The 16,797-nt window shown below is 52.8% G+C and carries 17 protein-coding genes; 14 read left to right on the top strand and 3 right to left on the bottom strand.

The window, feature by feature from the left end:
• The first annotated feature begins 141 nt into the window (after window positions 1-141).
• Window positions 142-621, top strand: a complete 480-nt coding sequence (locus MCJ35_RS21385; RefSeq protein ID WP_025485388.1) for an RNA polymerase sigma factor — start codon at window positions 142-144, stop codon at window positions 619-621.
• The gene (locus MCJ35_RS21380; protein WP_025485389.1) at window positions 618-1,613 is read left to right on the top strand and encodes a zf-HC2 domain-containing protein; all 996 of its coding nucleotides are present in this window, start codon (window positions 618-620) and stop codon (window positions 1,611-1,613) included. Before MCJ35_RS21385 ends, MCJ35_RS21380 begins: the two co-directional genes overlap by 4 nt.
• A 25-nt stretch (window positions 1,614-1,638) precedes the next feature.
• Here MCJ35_RS21380 and MCJ35_RS21375 read toward each other — a convergent pair whose 3' ends face one another.
• Window positions 1,639-2,388, bottom strand: coding sequence for an SDR family NAD(P)-dependent oxidoreductase (locus MCJ35_RS21375; RefSeq protein WP_025485390.1), 750 nt, complete (start codon window positions 2,386-2,388; stop codon window positions 1,639-1,641).
• Between the two features lie 118 nt (window positions 2,389-2,506).
• Between MCJ35_RS21375 and MCJ35_RS21370 the strand changes: the two genes are divergently transcribed.
• Window positions 2,507-3,580, top strand: a complete 1,074-nt coding sequence (locus MCJ35_RS21370) for a LacI family DNA-binding transcriptional regulator (protein WP_008720042.1) — start codon at window positions 2,507-2,509, stop codon at window positions 3,578-3,580.
• Between the two features lie 86 nt (window positions 3,581-3,666).
• Here MCJ35_RS21370 and MCJ35_RS21365 read toward each other — a convergent pair whose 3' ends face one another.
• Window positions 3,667-4,791 (bottom strand): enolase C-terminal domain-like protein, encoded by a 1,125-nt coding sequence (locus MCJ35_RS21365; RefSeq protein ID WP_025485391.1) that lies wholly within the window; start codon window positions 4,789-4,791, stop codon window positions 3,667-3,669.
• A gap of 291 nt (window positions 4,792-5,082) precedes the next feature.
• Here MCJ35_RS21365 and MCJ35_RS21360 point away from each other — a divergent pair, with 291 nt between their 5' ends.
• The 9 genes from MCJ35_RS21360 to MCJ35_RS21320 all read left to right on the top strand — a co-directional run bounded on the left by MCJ35_RS21360 (window position 5,083) and on the right by MCJ35_RS21320 (window position 13,779).
• The gene (locus tag MCJ35_RS21360) at window positions 5,083-6,201 is read left to right on the top strand and encodes a TRAP transporter substrate-binding protein (protein ID WP_025485392.1); all 1,119 of its coding nucleotides are present in this window, start codon (window positions 5,083-5,085) and stop codon (window positions 6,199-6,201) included.
• A 93-nt stretch (window positions 6,202-6,294) separates the two neighbouring features.
• Entirely contained in the window at window positions 6,295-6,786 is a 492-nt protein-coding gene (locus tag MCJ35_RS21355) for a TRAP transporter small permease (protein ID WP_008720035.1), read from the top strand.
• The gene (locus MCJ35_RS21350) at window positions 6,786-8,087 is read left to right on the top strand and encodes a TRAP transporter large permease (RefSeq protein ID WP_025485394.1); all 1,302 of its coding nucleotides are present in this window, start codon (window positions 6,786-6,788) and stop codon (window positions 8,085-8,087) included. The genes MCJ35_RS21355 and MCJ35_RS21350 overlap by 1 nt, the downstream gene beginning before the upstream one ends.
• A gap of 81 nt (window positions 8,088-8,168) precedes the next feature.
• The gene (locus tag MCJ35_RS21345) at window positions 8,169-8,876 is read left to right on the top strand and encodes an RraA family protein (protein ID WP_008720031.1); all 708 of its coding nucleotides are present in this window, start codon (window positions 8,169-8,171) and stop codon (window positions 8,874-8,876) included.
• A 26-nt stretch (window positions 8,877-8,902) separates the two neighbouring features.
• Window positions 8,903-9,241: a UxaA family hydrolase gene (locus MCJ35_RS21340; protein WP_008720029.1), complete on the top strand. Its 339-nt coding sequence runs from the start codon at window positions 8,903-8,905 to the stop codon at window positions 9,239-9,241.
• A complete protein-coding gene (locus MCJ35_RS21335; protein ID WP_240299645.1) occupies window positions 9,234-10,478 on the top strand; it encodes a UxaA family hydrolase in 1,245 nt (414 codons plus the stop codon). Before MCJ35_RS21340 ends, MCJ35_RS21335 begins: the two co-directional genes overlap by 8 nt.
• Before the next feature lie 107 nt (window positions 10,479-10,585).
• Window positions 10,586-11,386, top strand: a complete 801-nt coding sequence (locus tag MCJ35_RS21330) for an SDR family NAD(P)-dependent oxidoreductase (RefSeq protein ID WP_008720025.1) — start codon at window positions 10,586-10,588, stop codon at window positions 11,384-11,386.
• A 15-nt stretch (window positions 11,387-11,401) separates the two neighbouring features.
• Window positions 11,402-12,817: a glucuronate isomerase gene (gene uxaC, locus MCJ35_RS21325; protein WP_025485397.1), complete on the top strand. Its 1,416-nt coding sequence runs from the start codon at window positions 11,402-11,404 to the stop codon at window positions 12,815-12,817.
• An 11-nt stretch (window positions 12,818-12,828) separates the two neighbouring features.
• Complete coding sequence (locus MCJ35_RS21320) at window positions 12,829-13,779, top strand: alpha/beta hydrolase (protein ID WP_240299644.1); 951 nt, start codon at window positions 12,829-12,831, stop codon at window positions 13,777-13,779.
• Here MCJ35_RS21320 and MCJ35_RS21315 read toward each other — a convergent pair.
• The gene (locus MCJ35_RS21315; RefSeq protein WP_025485399.1) at window positions 13,764-14,633 is read right to left on the bottom strand and encodes a LysR family transcriptional regulator; all 870 of its coding nucleotides are present in this window, start codon (window positions 14,631-14,633) and stop codon (window positions 13,764-13,766) included. The two genes, MCJ35_RS21320 and MCJ35_RS21315, sit on opposite strands and share 16 nt — an antisense overlap.
• Before the next feature lie 219 nt (window positions 14,634-14,852).
• Here MCJ35_RS21315 and MCJ35_RS21310 point away from each other — a divergent pair, with 219 nt between their 5' ends.
• Together MCJ35_RS21310 and MCJ35_RS21305 are read left to right on the top strand one after the other, a co-directional pair.
• Entirely contained in the window at window positions 14,853-15,818 is a 966-nt protein-coding gene (locus tag MCJ35_RS21310) for a cupin domain-containing protein (RefSeq protein ID WP_008720019.1), read from the top strand.
• 14 nt (window positions 15,819-15,832) lie between these two features.
• Window positions 15,833-16,777 carry a cupin domain-containing protein gene (locus MCJ35_RS21305; RefSeq protein ID WP_025485400.1) on the top strand — a complete coding sequence of 315 codons (945 nt, stop codon included), beginning with the start codon at window positions 15,833-15,835 and terminating at the stop codon, window positions 16,775-16,777.
• Window positions 16,778-16,797: the final 20 nt, after the last annotated feature.

Here is a 16,797-nt window from a genome sequence, read left to right as displayed (position 1 = left end):
TGGTTGAGATAAAAAAAGCAGTGTCCGATGGCGGCTTTGATGGCTGATATCGGGCACTTTTTGAATGATAAAAATATTAAAATTTCCCTGTAACGTTCCGCCCCATTCCAACACCAATTAACATAAGGAGGAAATGCATATATGGATTCCATGGAAGAAATCTATTTAAAGCACGGAAAAATGGTATATGGTTTTCTCTTGACCCGGACACAGGACCCGGATCTGGCGGAGGAGCTGACCCAGGAAACATTTTACCGGGCAGTGAAGAATATTGGTAAGTATAAAGGGGAAAGCAGTGTCTCCACCTGGCTGTGCGGCATAGCGAAGAATCTGTGGTATGAGCATGTGCGCAGGCAGAAGAAACATATGCCGCTGGAGGAGGCGGAAGAAATCCCTGTGGATTCCGCCGAAACCCAGCTGTTCCATTCCTGGGACAGCATACAGGTCCTGAGGCTGATTCACAATCTGGAGAATCCCATGCGGGAGGTAATGTATCTCAGGCTGGTGGGTAACCTGACATTTGGTCAGATTGGCGAAATTATGGAAAGAAGTGAGAACTGGGCAAGGGTGACCTATTACCGCGCAAAAGAGCGGATAGTGAAGGAGGCGGAGAAATTATGAGCAGGAAAATACCGTGTGAAATCATAAAAGACCTGATGCCTTTGTATGCGGACGGCCTCACATCGGAGGCTACGGGGCGGGAGATTGAGGCGCATCTTAAAGAGTGTGGGGAATGCAGGCGTATGTATCAGCGCATGAAACAGGAGGTGGAAGGCGAGAAGGAAGCTGTGGGCAGCACTGAAGCAGAGGAAATCGATTATCTGAAAAAGGTGAAACGGAGAAACCTGCAAAATGTGCTTCTGGGCGCTGGAGCCGTGTTCCTGGCCATGGCGCTGGCCGTGTTCATGAAGCTGTTTATCATTGGTTATCCATCCGATGCCTATATAATAACCTATACGGATATCAATGGAAGCCAGGTACGGGTAGGAGGCTCGTTTTATAATTCGGCCTCTGTTTTCAGCAGGTATAAAATGGTGAGGAAGGATGATGGGACAGAGGAAATGGTGGTCTATGCATGTCTTGCCTCGCCCTGGAACCGCAACGGCACCTTCAACCTGGAGATGGGCCTTCCGGCAGAGGGCATGCAGATGGATATCAGGGGCATGACCGTTAAAAGCAATGGGGAGGTGGTGGGCAGGCAGGCCAATGAGCTGTTTAAGGCGAAGAACCCGTATATCGGGGATGCGTCTGCCGACGGAAAGCTGGCCGGGCTTGTGGGAATATCAAAATCCCTGGGTGTTTTTAAGAATCAGCTCCAGACCTCTGAAGAGCCGTATGGCTGGACCTTGAATTTTGAGGACAGTACATCCAATTCAGCTACGTTTGAAGAAAAGATGAAGGCGTTTTCCTGTATGCTGATTGCGCTTACGGGAAACCTAGGGGAAGTGCAATGGAATTACACAGTGGAGCTTGAGGACGGGCCGGTTCAGAGAAGCGGCAGGATGACAGAGGCGGAGTGCTCCGAATATGTAGGCGCCCCTGTCAAGTCCTTTGCAGACAGCCCGGAGGGCGTGCAGGCGCTTCTGGATTTACTGGAAATCAGTGACAGATAAAAGGGCCAGGCCGGCCGCCACTCCATCAATATCCAAAAGCCAGCGCCCCGCCGTCAACCGCAAAATCCTGCCCCGTAATATAGCTGGCGCCAGGGCCGCACAGGAAGCTTGCCAGGGCGCCTAAGTCCCTGGTGTCACCGTAGGAATGAAGGGGCATGCGGCTGAGGATTTTCTGCTCCCTGGCAGGGTCGGCCACCTCTTTTAACATCTTGCTCTGGAACCAGCCTGGGGCAATGCTGTTGACACAGATATTGTCCTGGGCCCACTCAACGGCCAGGCCCCTGGTCATGGATAATACGGCGCCCTTGCTGGTGCAGTAGGGAACAACTTCGGAGAAACCAAGGTGGGCGCTCATGCTTGTGATATTGATGATGCGGCCTCTTCCGGCGGACTGTTTCAGATATGGGTAACAGAGCTGGCTCATGCCGAACACATATTTTACGTTTACGTCCATGACACGGTCAAACTGGTCTAAGGGGAAGGACTCGGCCCGGCACTTAAAGGTGGCCCCGGCATTGTTCACAAGGAAATCCAGGCAGCCGCCGTTCTTTGCTGCAATCTCATCTATCAATGTTTTCATTGAGGCCATATCGCTGATATCGCCTTTCAGGTGGATGACTCCGGGCGCGCTTTCGCCCATGCCCTCCTTGGGCGCTCCGGTACGGCTGATGGAGTAGACCGTGGCGCCGTCACCGGCCAGCACGTTGGCAGTCTGGAATCCGATGCCGCTGCTTCCTCCAGTGACAATACCCACTTTATTCTGTAAATCTGACATTTTTTGTTCCTCCTTGTAAATAAATCCATATTTGTTGTATAATAACAGTGATTGTTTTAGGGCATGGATTTTCAGACAGGCCCCAGGATGATACTTTTTCTTTGAAAGGTGCAGCGCTGTGAATACAAAAGTGACAATCAGGGATGTGGCGGCCAAGGCAGGCGTTTCCATCAGTTCAGTGCATTTTGCCCTCAGCGGAAAGGCGGGGGTAAGCGATGAAACCCGCGAAAAAATCCGCAGGACAGCCGAGGAGATGGGATACCAGCCCAATACCCTTGCCTCCAGTCTGAAACGCAGCACCCAGCGGATTGCAATCCTGCTTCCCAGCGATGCAGGGGATAATAAATATTATTACCAGCCCATGTGGAGAGGGGTCCATGACTATCTGTCCAAGCTCAACGCCAATGTTGAATGCATTGAGCTGCCTTACTATGAGTCTGATAAGAATGAAGTATTTGCAAAGCTGAAACAGCTTGTCATGGAGCGCAGGATTGACGGCATCCTTACGGTGGGGCATGTGGATGGGTTTTCCGCGGCCCAGGACTGGCAGGACATACATGACAGGGATATATCCGTCGTGAGCATTAATTCGGAGAACAAGCTTTGCGACAGCCTTTGCTGTATCCAGCCGGAATATGATGTCATAGGCCGGACCATGGCGGAGCTGATCATTGACCGGATTCCGGAGTTCGGAAGCATTTTCCTCTGTGCGGGCAATCCTAAATGGGATGCCCACTCCCTGATCGTAAAGGGGTTTGATGATTATCTTGCTGAAAACCGCTGCCCTAATATGGTGTATAAGGACTATTCCTACTCCATCAACCGGCAGAATTATCTTAATATTTTTAACAAGCTTACACGGCCGGACGTGGCGGCGTGCTGCAGCGTCTATTCCCAGGGCACGGTCATGCTGGGACAGGCCCTGGAGGAAAGCAAAAAGGCCGGAAAGGTATATGCGGTAGGCTCCGACCTCCCGGATGTGACGGCAGAACGGCTCCGGCGCTCCGTGCTTAACAATGTAATCCAGAAGAATCCCTATGCCCAGGGATATGTGGGCATACGCACCCTGGCTGAATACCTGATCAGCGGCAAGGTGCCGGAGCAGAAAAGGGTGTTTGTTGGAAGCGAAGTGGTACTTAAGAGCAACCTTGTGATGTATGAGCATGAGCAGTACCGCTACATGTTCCTCTGATTACTGGCTGCTGCCCTTGCCTCCCTTCTGGTCTGCCCTACACAATTACCAATGAATATGATACCCGCTATTTACGCCAGATAGTGCTATCTTCCATACTCCTGGCAGATATAATTATGGCAGGCGGACTGGATCAGTTCCCAGTCAAGCTCGGCCCCTACGCCCGGCTTGTCCGGCACGTGGATGATACCGTTTCCGTCAATGGGAAGGTCGCCCTTCATGGGGAAGCGGTAATTGTCCTCGGGCACGAAATATTCAAAATATTCGCAGTTCTTAATCGCACAGCTGACGTGAAGGTTGGCCATATCCATATAGTTCATGGTAGTTGTATGGATTTCGCAGTTCAGGCCAAAACCTTCCGCCATATGTGCGATTTTCAATGTCCCGGTGATGCCGTCCTTCCAGCTTACGTCGGCCCGGACAATATCGGCAGCCCTCTGCGCAATGACCTGGGCCACGCCCCAGTGACAGCCGCGTGTGGTTTCCGTTGCGGCGATGGGGATGTCCAGGGTACGGCACAGCTCCGTGTATTTGTAAAGCTCAAAATCGCGGAACGGCTCCTCGAACCATTTATAATCCAGCTTTTCAAGCTGCCGCCCTACCCGTATGGCCTCGTCCAGGGTATAGTCGCCCACGGGGTCGGTCATCAGCACGAAATCTTCGCCCACCGCTTCCCTGACGGCTGCGTGGACTTTCATGTCAAATTCCGCAGGCCCGGCGGGATGGGCCTTGTAGCCCTTGATTCCCCTGCTCTTGTAATAGAGGGCTTCGTCCACATAGTCCTGGACGGAACTTAAGAAGTTACTGCTGGCATATACGGGCAGGCTGCTGCGGTAAGCGCCGATGTACTTATATAAGGGAAGCCCGGCCTCCTTGGCGCAGATATCCCACAGGGCCACATCCACCGGGCCGGGCAGGAATACGGGGAAAAATGCTTCGTGCCGGTCAATGACCCAGAGTTCCTGGAAGATGGCTTCCCTGTCATGGGGGTCCCTTCCCAATACCACAGGGGCAATGCTTTCCTGCAGGTAGGATTCGCTGACAGCCCCGCTTCTCGCCGCCATGCAGGTGGCGATCCCTTCCACGCCTGTGTCGGTGGTAAGCTTGATGACAATCACATCCCAGCCCATCTTCGCACCGCCCTGGCGTCGTTCGTCAAAGAGACATTTTCCTCTTTCTACCCACCAACTCTCAAATCTTGTAATAATCATACAAATATTACCTCCAATATGGATATTTAACGCATAAATAACTAAAAAAACGTTTTAGAAAATTATAGCAACAAGGGGAGGGAAAGTAAAGGAAGGAATAAAGTTTAGTTTCGAACTGTGATTATGTCGAAAATAAATTAGATATTTTGTGCTATTTTTACCAAAATATCAACTAAACAAACTAAAACCTCCTGTGGATTGACAAAGTATTTTAATGGTGGTATGCTAAATCATGAAAATACTATACGCAATAACAAAAACGTTTTTGTAAATTTTAGGAGGGTACAGAACATGAAAAAAACTTTATTTGCAATTACCATGGCAGCTTTCACCGCAATGTCGCTGGCAGCATGCGGTTCCGGTTCAGGAAAGACAGATACCACAGCTGCGGCTGGAACAGAGGCGGCAAAAGAAGCAGGGGATGCTAAGAAGGAAGAGACAGGAGCGCCTGCAGCGGCGGCAAGCGGCGACAGCATCAAGCTTACATGGAGCGAGGTAAACGGCGAGGACTACGGCGCCACTGTGGGAGCAAAGGAGTTTGCAAAGAAGATTGAGGAACTGTCCGGCGGACAGATCACGGTTGAGCTTTACCTCAACGGTACGCTTGGCAATGAGAAGGAGAGCATGCAGGGAATCCAGATGGGCACCCTGGATATATTCAGAGGAAACGCTTCCTCCCTTTCCAACTACGGCGCTGATAAAATCAGCCTGAGCGGACTCCCTTTCCTGTTTAAGGACATGGATCAGTTCCAGGAGATGGCGGTCAGCAGCCTGGGCCAGGAATTACTGGCATCTGTTGACGAGGCGGACTGCGGCTATGTGGCCCTGGGCTGGCTCACAGAAGGACCGAGACACATGTTCATCACGGAAAATACATATAAGAAGTTAGGCAACCCTTCTGAGTTCTCACTGGATATGATGAACGGCTTAAAGATGAGGGTTCCGGAGACAGACCTGATGGTCAATACCATGACGGCATTAAAGGCATCCGCAACACCCATTGCATACTCCGAGCTTTACACTTCTTTACAGTCAGGCGTTGTTGACGGGGCGGAGAATGACGTGATTAACTACATGGCTAATTCCTATAATGAGGTTGCGCCTTATTTCATTCCGGATGCACATACCTTTGGCTGCGGCGTGATCCTGATGAACAAGGACAGATGGAACTCCATGACAGAAGAGCAGCAGGGCTGGATGAAGGAAGCGGCCGAGGCAGCAGGCAGGACATGTTACGAGTATAACCAGGAGAAGATTCAGGCTACCTTTGACAGCTTTGAGGAAAAGGGCGTGACAAAGCTGGAGGTTGCCGACCTGGACAAGTGGTCAGAGGCGTGTGAGAGCGTCTACTCCTCCTATGATGCGGATTCACAGGCAATCATTGAAAAGCTTAGGAATGCAGAGTATTAATCAGAGATGGTCCTGACGGTACGTGAATAACTGTAAAAGGGTGCTGCGGATAATCCCGGCAGCATCCTTTTCTTTTAAGGAAAAGGAAAATTTATGGACGGATTAAAAAAATTCAAAGAATTATGGGAGTCGGTTGATAAGGTGGTATTCGGCATTGTAAAACATGTCTGCGTCCTTATGCTGGGCGCCCTGGTGGCAATCGTATTTTATATTTTTGTGGGGCGGTATTTCATACATAAATCCCCGATGTGGGGAGAGCCCATGTCCCTGTTCCTGCTGACCTGGATGAGCATCCTTGGTTCTTCCCTGGTGCTGCGCACGGATGAACATCTGAAAGTGACCATGTTTGACGAGAAGATGAGTAAGGGCGCCCTTCTTGTGACGGACCTGCTTGCAACCGCATGTATCTTTGCCTTTGCCGTGTTCATGTTCGTGTACGGCAGACAGCTGATGCAGCAGGCCAGGACCAATACCATGGCAGGCGTTAATATTCCCTATGCGTGGATGTATCTGTCCCTTCCGGTGACAGGGGTCCTGTATGTTCTGGCATTGATTACACAGTGGACAAGGAGGATTGGTGAGTGATGAGTACGACAGTTGCTGCAACATTGTTATTAATAGGTCTGTTCCTTGTTCTGGTATTCCTTCGGGTGCCCATCGTATACGCCATCGGTATCGCGTCCCTGGCTGATTTCTTTTACCTGGGCATCAATCCCATGCAGATGGCCCTTAAGTTTGTGGGAAACCTGAACTCTTATACGCTGCTGGCGGTCCCCTTCTTCATCCTGATGGGGGAACTTATGAGCGCCGGCGGGATTACGGATACCCTGATTGATTTTTCAAAGGAACTGGTAGGCTGGTTCAGGGGCGGCGCGGCCATGGTCAATGTGGTTGCCTCCTTTTTCTTCGGAGGCATCTCCGGATCCTCCTCGGCTGACTGTGCATCCCTTGGACCGATTGAGATTAAGATGATGGAGGACCAGGGATATGACAGGGATTTTGCTACCTGTCTTACCATGGCAAGCTCCGTGGAAGGCATCCTGGTGCCTCCCAGCCAGAACATGGTCATCTTCACCCTGGCTGCTTCCGGCGTCACAAGCGTTTCCATCGGCCAGCTGTTCCTGGCAGGCTATGTTCCCGGCGCGGTGCTGTCCATTGTATTGATGGTCTATTCTTACTATGTGTCTGTTAAGATGAACTATCCTGTAACGGGAAGGTTTGACCTGAGGGCCTGCCTGCGCGCGTTCAGCAGGGCCGTATGGGGTATGCTCTCCGTGCTGTTTGTGGTGGTGGGTGTCATCACCGGTGTGTTTACCACGACGGAATCAGCTGCCTGCGCAGTGGTGTGGTCCATGGTGGTGGGCCTGTTTATTTACAGAGGTTTCAGCTTTAAGGATATTCCCCGTATTTTCAACAATGTCACCATGACGCTTGGAAAGGTGCTGATCCTTCTGGGCGTGTCAGGCGCATTTACATACCTTCTGACCTACCTTAAGGTGCCGTCCATTGTATCCGAAGCCCTGTTCAGCCTGACGGACAATAAGATCCTGATCCTCATCATGCTGAACATCCTGATGCTGTTGCTGGGCTGCATGATTGAGATGGCCTGCCTGATCCTGATGCTGACACCGGTCATCCTTCCAATCTGGATGTCCCTTGGGTTATCACCCATCCACCTGGGTGTGGTGATGGTGCTGAACCTTGGTATCGGCCTTCTGACGCCTCCGGTAGGTTCCACCCTGTTTATCGGAAGCGCCATCTCAGGGATTAAGATTGAGAAGCTGGCAAAATCAATGATTCCATTTTACATTGTAATGGGCATTGCGCTGGTCATCCTTACTTACTTCCCGCAGAGTTTTATGTGGCTTCCTAATATGGCGATATAATGCGGCGGTATAATGCGGCGGTATGATATGGCGATATTGATATAACGGTTTAATATAAGGTTTTGAATGGAGGGACATACCATGTCACAATGGAATAATGACGAAGAATTATTTACCCTGATGAAAGAAAAGCTTTACACCCCGGTGGTGGGGGATATCCTGGACCAGATGGGATATAAGCACCAGTTCCTTCCGGCTGCCATCCGGCCCCTGGAGGCCCTGGTACCGGCGGATGCGTTTGTTGACCGCAGCCAGCCGGACAACCGTCTGAAGCTGGCCGGGTATGCGTGTACGGTTCTGGAAAACGATGTATTTGACAGTCCTAAAAAGCCCTTCGGCTATCTGACCGAGGCCCTGGACCAGTTAAGGCCCAATGACATTTACATTGCCACTGGCGCCCATCACAGCGCGCTGTGGGGGGAACTGCTGACGGCGACTGCCAAGGCAAGAGGGGCAGTGGGCGCTGTGCTGGATGGCTACAGCAGGGATACGCCCCAGGTGCTGGAGCAGAATTTCCCTGTATTCTGTACACAGTGCTGGGCACAGGATTCCTCGGTCCGCACCTATGTGTGTGATTACCGATGCACCATCGAGATCGGCCAGGTGACCATCCATGACGGCGACCTTGTATTCGGCGACATTGACGGCGTCCTGATCATTCCGGCTGAGGTTAAGGACGAGGTGATTGAAAAGGCCCTCATTAAGGCGGCTGGAGAGAAGACCGTGCGCCGGGCCATCGAGGGCGGCATGTCGGCTACCGACGCATTTGCGGAATTTGGAATACTGTAAAGGAAATCCGGGGGCATAGGTTTTATATGGAAAAAGAGATTAAGGCGTTTCAGATTGACCTTGGGGATAATGTGGCCACTGCCCTGGCCGGGATTAAGGCGGGGCAGGAGGCCGGGCTGACCGGGGACCACGGTGAGGAATCCATCAAGGCGGCAACGGATATTCCTGCCGGACATAAGATTGCCCTTAAGGATATAGGGGCAGGCGGGCATATTGTAAAATACGGTGTTGTGATTGGGCGCGCCACGGCGGACATACCTAAGGGAAGCTGGGTCCATCTCCACGTGATGCAGAGCATCTATGACGAGCGGTCCAGCCACCTGGACGTCCGGACCGGTGCGCCAAAGGATACTAAATATGAGTAGTGAGGAAAAGAGGATGGAACTGACGGAGTGGTCCTGGCAGGGCTATGGGAGAAAGCACGGGGCGCCCGGGATACGCAACCGGGTGCTGGTCATCTATACGGTCAAATGCTCGGAGTTCGTGGCCAGGAGGATCGTGGAGGAGTCCGGGCATCCGGATGTGGAGCTGGTAGGCTTTGACGGGTGTACCGACAACCAGTATGCGGTGGACCTGCTGATCAGCCTTATAAAGCATCCCAATGTGGGCGCCGTGCTGACCGTGGGACTGGGCTGTGAATACATACAGCCCCAGTGGCTGGCGGACGTGGCGGTCAAAGAGGGCAAGGAAGCTTCCTGGATGTCCATACAGCAGGAGGGCGGGACGAAACCAACAGTCACAAAAGGCACGGCCTGGGTCAGGGAAACCCTGGAACGGCTTAAGCACACCCCGCGGGTAAGGATGGGGTTCAAGGACCTGGTCATCGGCGCGGAGTGCGGAGGCAGCGATTATACCAGCGGCCTGGCGGGCAATGTCGTGGTTGGGCGTTTCTTTGACCGCCTGGTGGACCTGGGCGGCTGCGCCATATTTGAGGAGATTGTGGAGGCCATCGGACTGGACGGGCTTTTGGTGGGCAGGGCGGCAGACCCGGAGGCTGCAAGGGAACTGCGCTACACCTACGACAAGGCCCTGGATTACTGCAGATCCGTGCGCCAGTATTCGGTCAGCCCCGGGAACTTTGCCGGAGGCCTGTCCACCATTGAGGAAAAGAGCATGGGAGCGGTGATTAAAAGCGGTTCCCGCCCCATTGAAGGCGTGTTGAAGGTTTCGGTCCCCCCGAAGCACGGCGGCCTGTGGCTGCTGGATTCCACGCCGGACCCGCACTTCATGCAGTTTGGGATTACCAACCCCAATGACAATGAGGGCCTTATGGACCTGATCAGCTGCGGCGCCCACATCGTGTTCCTGGTAACCGGCAGGGGCAATGTGGTGGGAAGCGCGGTTGCGCCCTGTATCAAGATTACGGGAAACCATGAGACATTCAGCCGCATGGAGGAGGACATGGACTTCGATGCAAGCCCTATCCTGTATGGCGGGATGAGCCAGAAGGAGATGGCCCTTGACCTGGCTGCATATGTGGCTGGAACAGCCGGAGGCACACCCACGAAGAGCGAGGTCCTGGGACATAAGGAATTTTATATCCCTTACAAGTATCAGGAAAAAGAGGTTGCGTATAAACGGGCATGTGAAGGGCCTGTATAGATATGGACGTATAAGCGGATATGTGAAGGATTCATATAAGCATATAAACAGGCATGTCTGGACAGGGAACCATTGGCAGACATGCCTTATGAGACAGGAGAGAGAAAATGGCTGCATTTACTGAAAATGAAATGAAGGATTTTAAAATAACAAACTGGTACGACCTTTCCGGCCAGGTGGCCGTGGTCACAGGCGGTTCCACGGGCCTGGGACTTGCCATTACCAGGTGCCTTGTAAGCGCCGGGGCCAAGGTGTGCGTTGTGAGCTTCGAGTCCCCGGAACAGGCGGCTGAGGCACTGGAAGAATTTGGGGATAAAACGGTGTTCTACCAGTTTGACATTACGGATACAAGCCATGCCCAGGCGCTGGTGGACCGGATCGTAACGGAGCAGGGGCGTGTGGACATCCTGGTTAACAATGCCGGGAACCATTGCAAGAAATTTATCTGGGATATGACGGTGGAGGATTACAAACGGGTCCTGGAGGTCCATCTGGTAGGCTCATTTGCCATGACAAAGGCAGTGGTTCCTTACATGAAGGAACAGAAAAGAGGAAGGATTATCTACCAGGCCAGCATGACCAGCTACATCGGGCAGCCCCAAGTGGCGGGATACTCCACTTCCAAGGCAGGTTTCCTGGGCATGATCCACACCCTGACAGCCGAGCTTGCCGAGTTCGGCGTAACAGTTAACGCCATTGCGCCAGGATGGATTGACACGCCCATGTTCCATCAGGCCGTGGACAACGATCCGCCGCGTCTGGCCAAGATCATGGGAAGGATTCCTGCCAAGACCGTGGGCGACCCCATGGACGTGGGCATGTGCGCGGCATTCCTTTGCAGCGATGCCGCCCGCTACATCAGCGGAAGCTGCATCCCTGTGGACGGCGGCGCCCTGATTGGATTTTAACCGGAGGATAAGAAGATGAACACAAGATTTGACGAGGAGCTGTTCCTTACAAGCAGGACAGGGAGCAGGCTCTACCACGAATATGCTGAAAAACTGCCGATCATAGACTACCACTGCCATCTCCAGACCTCTGAGATATGCGATGACAGGGAATTTGAGGACCTGGGGGAAATGTGGCTGCGGGGTGACCACTACAAGTGGCGCGCCATGCGTACCTTTGGGATTGATGAGAAATACATCACGGGAGAGGCCAGTTACCATGATAAATACCTTGCCTTTGCCTCCGTGTTCCCAATGCTTATCGGAAATCCTGTCTATATCTGGTGCGCCCTGGAACTGAAGCGGTATTTTGACATCGATGAGCCGCTGACAGCGGACAATGCAGAGGAGATTTACCAGAGGACAAAGGAATTGATCGTAAAGCGCCACATGACCAGGCGCTGGTGCATGGAGCACTCCAATGTCAGACTGGCCAGCACCACCGAGGACCCGGTGGATGACCTGCACTGCCACATTGCCCTTCAGAAGGAGAAGATGTTTACAAGGGTCATCACTGCCTTCCGTCCGGACAAGGCCATGTTCATTGAACAGGATGGGTTTTCGGACTATCTGGACCAGCTCCAGGAGGTGTCCGGCATTGGGATTGATTCCTTTGAAACCATGCTGGATGCCCTGGAAGCAAGGCTTAAGTTCTTCCAGGAAACAACCGGAACCACGGTCAGCGATGACGGGGTGCCGCATTTTACATGGGCTGATTATACGGATGGGGAGATTGCCGGGATATTTGAAAAGGCGAGGAAGAATGAACCTGTGTCGGCCCATGAGGTGGACCAGTACCAGAGCGCGTTCCTTTATGAGATGGGGCGCAGGTACAGCCGGAACAACTATGTGATGCAGCTCCATATCGGTACCTACCTGGATGCCAACAGGGACGGGGTCAGGCGGACAGGACATTCCACCGGGTTTGACTGTACGGACGACCAGTGCTCCGTGACCAGCGTGGGTGAATTGCTGAACCGGCTGACCATAGCCGGGGAACTGCCTAAGACCATCCTGTACCCCCTTGACGGCATGAAGATTGAGACATGGGCCGTGCTTGCAGCCGGCTTCTGCGACGGCAGCGTGAGGGGAAAGGTGCAGTTAGGCGCGCCCTGGTGGTTCAATGATCAGGCATTTGGCATCAAGCGCCAGTTTGAGGCATGCGCCAACCTGTATCCGGTCAGCCTGTCCGTGGGCATGCTGACGGACAGCAGAAGCTTCATATCCTATCCGCGCCATGAACTTTACAGACGGGTACTGTGCAATTATCTTGGGGAGCTGGTGGACAGAGGGGAATATTTCTCCGGCGAGGCAGCCTTGAAACAGGTGATTGAGGATGTGTGCTTCAACAATGTGAATGAATTCTTTGGCTTTCATGTAAATGAAGGATAGAGGTGGACGGATTGAGGCAGACGATTAACTTGACAGAGGCAGGATTGGATTCCACGGTCCGTCTGGCAGAGGTAAAGCTGGATGGCAGCGATACTGGTTCGGAATGTGGTCCGGAATACGGTCCGGAATGCATCAAGGGAAATGTGATTATCTGCCCGGGAGGCGCGTACCGGTGGCACTCCCCAAGGGAGGCCCTTCCCGTGGCAAAGGCATTTGCCGCACAGGGATGGAAACCATGGATCCTGTACTACAAGGTATCGGTCCACGGCGAGGTCCTTGGTACGGCGCCTCTTTGCCAGGCAGCCGCGGCAGTGCGCAAGGTGCGCGCTGCCAGCCCCGGCAGGCCCGTTATCCTCTGTGGTTTTTCCGCAGGAGGCCACGTGGCTGCCAGCCTTGGCGTGCACTGGAACGATGAACATCTTTTTGCCTGGGAAGATTGTTCTGTAATCCGCCCGGATGGACTGATCCTGGGATACCCGGTCATCACGGCAGGGAAATACGCCCACAGGGAGAGTATGGAAATGCTTGCGGGGCCGGATCCTGCGGCGGTAGAAGAAGATTCTGCAGGGTCAGATCCTGCGGCGGCAGAAGGGGATCCTGCGGGGCCGGATCCTGTAGCAGCAGAGGGGAATTCTGCAGGGCCGTATTCTGCAGGGCCGGGATATTATAGTCTGGAAAAGTACGTAGACGCGCAGACGCCGCCTGCTTTCATATGGCACACTGCCGGGGATTCCACGGTCGCGGTCCAGAATTCCCTGTGCTTTGCCGAAAGCCTGGCTGCAAAAGGCGTCCCCTTTGAGCTTCACATCTATCCCTACGGTGAGCACGGGCTGTCCCTGGCCACCAGGGAGGTAGAGGAAGCTGAAAAACAGCGGTACGCGGACCCCCATGTGGCCGGATGGTTTGACCAGTGCGCCCAATGGCTGGACCTGGTATTCTTACATCCTCATGCCTCCGCATGAAAATACTCCATACAGAACTGTAAAAACAGCTGTCCCGCATTGGACATACGGCGCCTGGAATCATAGGTCAGGCTGATGGTGCGCTCTATGACAGGATAGGTGAGGGGGATGCATACAATATCCTCTGGAAGCACGGAACCCAGGGTTATCTCGGGAACCACGGATATCCCCACCCCATTGCGCAGGAAGGTCTCATAGGTGGTCCCGTTGTCGCATTCCGCAATGATGTTGGGCCGGAATCCGGCCTTCAGACAGTAGAATTCCAGGTCTTCCCTGCGGTTGGAGGCCACGAAGGGATAGGGGGCTGCCTCCTTCAGGTGGATGGACTCCCGCCCGGCCAGGGGATGCTGCTTCTGGACTGCCAGGACAAACCGTTCCGTCAGGATGGGAATCACGCTGTTTCCGGCCAGCGGGGTGAAGCCGGCGTCCGCGGTGATACAGAAATCGCAGTCATACATGAACATGTGCTCATAACGTATGTAATTGCTTAGCTGGAGCTTGATGAAGGGATAGCGCTGGTGGAAGGCGATGTAAAAGCCCGGCATATAAGAGGAGGCGGACAGGACCAGGAGCCTGACATTGCCAAAGGGTTCATTAGACAGTTCCCTGACCTCCGAGACCGTGTCGTCAATCAGGTTGATGCTCTGGTCTATTTTCTGATAAAATATCTCCCCTGCCCGGTTCAGGAAAATGGAACGGTTGCGCCTTACGAACAGGGGCGTGCCAAGTTCCCTTTCCAGGGCAGAGATTGTCTTGCTGAGGGCGGGCTGGGAAATCATCAGTTCGGCAGCCGCCTTTGTCATATTCTGATGTTTCGCCACCACGCAGAAGTAGCGGAGCTGCAGCAATTCCATGTTCATACCCTCCTTTTAGAATCCATAACCTGAAGATCATGGAAAACATGAGTAAACATATATTAGACATAATCATAAAAATAGTATATACTACTTTTCATAAACTGAAAAGTGGATTTTTGGAAGAGTTGCAGAGAGGCAAGGCAGCCTTCCTTTTTTTAAATCCTGCAATTTTAGTGAGTTAAAGCGGTAAAATAATTATGTGGAGGAGGAGCAATAATGAGTGTTGAGAATCTGCGCAGCGTGATGCACATTGATCCTAAGGAAGATGTGCTGTATTCCATTCCGGACAGCGACAACCACGGTGACCTGCTGATCCGCCCTCAGGGCGGGCGTATGATAAACGAACTGGGGGATACGGTGTACATCAAAGATGCGTTCGTGCCGTATCACGATCATGAGAATGGATATGAGACATTCCTGATTGACGGGGGTTCTGCCGAGGTATGCATCAACAAGAAGAAATGCATCATCGAGAGAGGCGATATCGTACATATCCGTCCCTATGTGAACCACGGCTACCGCTACCTGGAGGAGAACACCATCTGGAGGGAAATGTTCCAGGACATGGACATGTACAACTGTGTGGAGGACAAGCACGTCATCCGCACCTACAGCCCTGAATACTGGGAGGACGAGGAGTTCAAGGCCAGAAGGTACACCCTTCTTGGAACCCTGTACCGGGATGACCCGGTGCCGGAGCCTGCCAGCAAGTATGATATCCCGGCCGTGCGTCCAAAGGGATGGGCCATTGCAGGCTTTGAGATAGACGGCATGAAGCTGAACCTGAAGGTGGGCCGCTGGGAGACTGACGGGGTAAAGGAAATCTGGGAACTGCTTCCTGAGAAGGGCCTTCAGATTGAGTGGAACTATCCATATGCGGGCAACGATGTGTACCTGGTCATGGAAGGAGCGGTCCATGTAAAGGCGGACGGCCATGATTTTACAGCCAGGAAGCGGGATGTGATCAACATTCCTCCTTATTACAAGCACACGCTGACTGTATTGGAGGAGGGGACGGTCATTTACGCCTACAACGTGCAGTCCTGTCTGATGCATGCCATGGAACGGCTGAAGGCAGAGAAGATACGCACGCCGGAAAACCTGAAGGACTGGGGCTACGTGGAGAAGATACTGCGTGAAAACAACTGCTGGGTTACCGGAATCCGCAAAATAACTGTGTAAAGGATGGGAAGGGTATGTTCGATTATAAAATACATATAACACCGGATGATTATATCCACGAGCTGGAAGAAAAGGACTGTAAGGACTATCTGTTCATTGCCCCTGTGGGGGAGACCCTGAACAATGAGATGAGCGATGTGTACTATCAGGAAAATGCCTTTGTGCCCTATCATGAACATTCAAAGGGATATGAGACATTTGCCATTGACAGGGGCAGCGTGGAGGTTACCATCAATGGAAAACGCGCCATAGCCGAGGCTGGGGATATGATCCACATCGAGCCATATATGTCCCATGGATTCCGTTTCCTGGAGGAAGGGACCATATGGAGGGAAATGTTCCTGGGCATGGACATGTACGGCGGAATCCTGGAAAAGCAGCTCATTGACAGGAGCTGTCCTGAAAAACTCCAGGATGACGCATTCATGGCAGGATACCGCTTAAAGCACCATACCAGACGCCTTGGGGAACCCGAGCCTGAGGTGGTACCCAAGGAAGGGATGCCGCAGATCCGCCCAAAGGGAAAGAGCATTGCCCACTTTGCGTTTGACGGCATTGTGTGCAACCAGAAGGTTGGACGCCATGAGACAGGCGGGGTAAAGGAAGTCTGGGAATTTGTCATGGATAAGGGAGTCTGCGTGGAGTGGGACGCACTCCATCCTGACTGGGATTTATATGTGGTTAAGGAAGGACGGGTGGAGGTATCCGTACTGGGCAGGACCTTTGTGGCCAATGCCAGGGACATCCTGCACATTCCGCCATATACCGGTTATTCCATGAAAATACTGGATGACCAGACCGTTGTACACGCTTATAATGTAAAGGCGCTGGGCCTGCGCCTGGCGGAAATCGTGGAGAAAAAGCTGGAGACAGGGCCTGACCTGGCAAAGCGCTGGGACGAGGTAAGGGATATTTTCCGGCAAAACAAAAGCTGCATTACGAAAATCAGCAGGGCTTAGGTATTAGTATGACCCGCAGG

Origin of the sequence: Enterocloster sp. OA13 (genome assembly GCF_022440595.1) — a bacterium.
Lineage (GTDB): Bacteria > Bacillota > Clostridia > Lachnospirales > Lachnospiraceae > Enterocloster > Enterocloster hominis.
The sequence above is the reverse complement of the archived record's forward strand: the minus strand, read 5'-3'. Positions and strand labels throughout refer to the sequence as shown.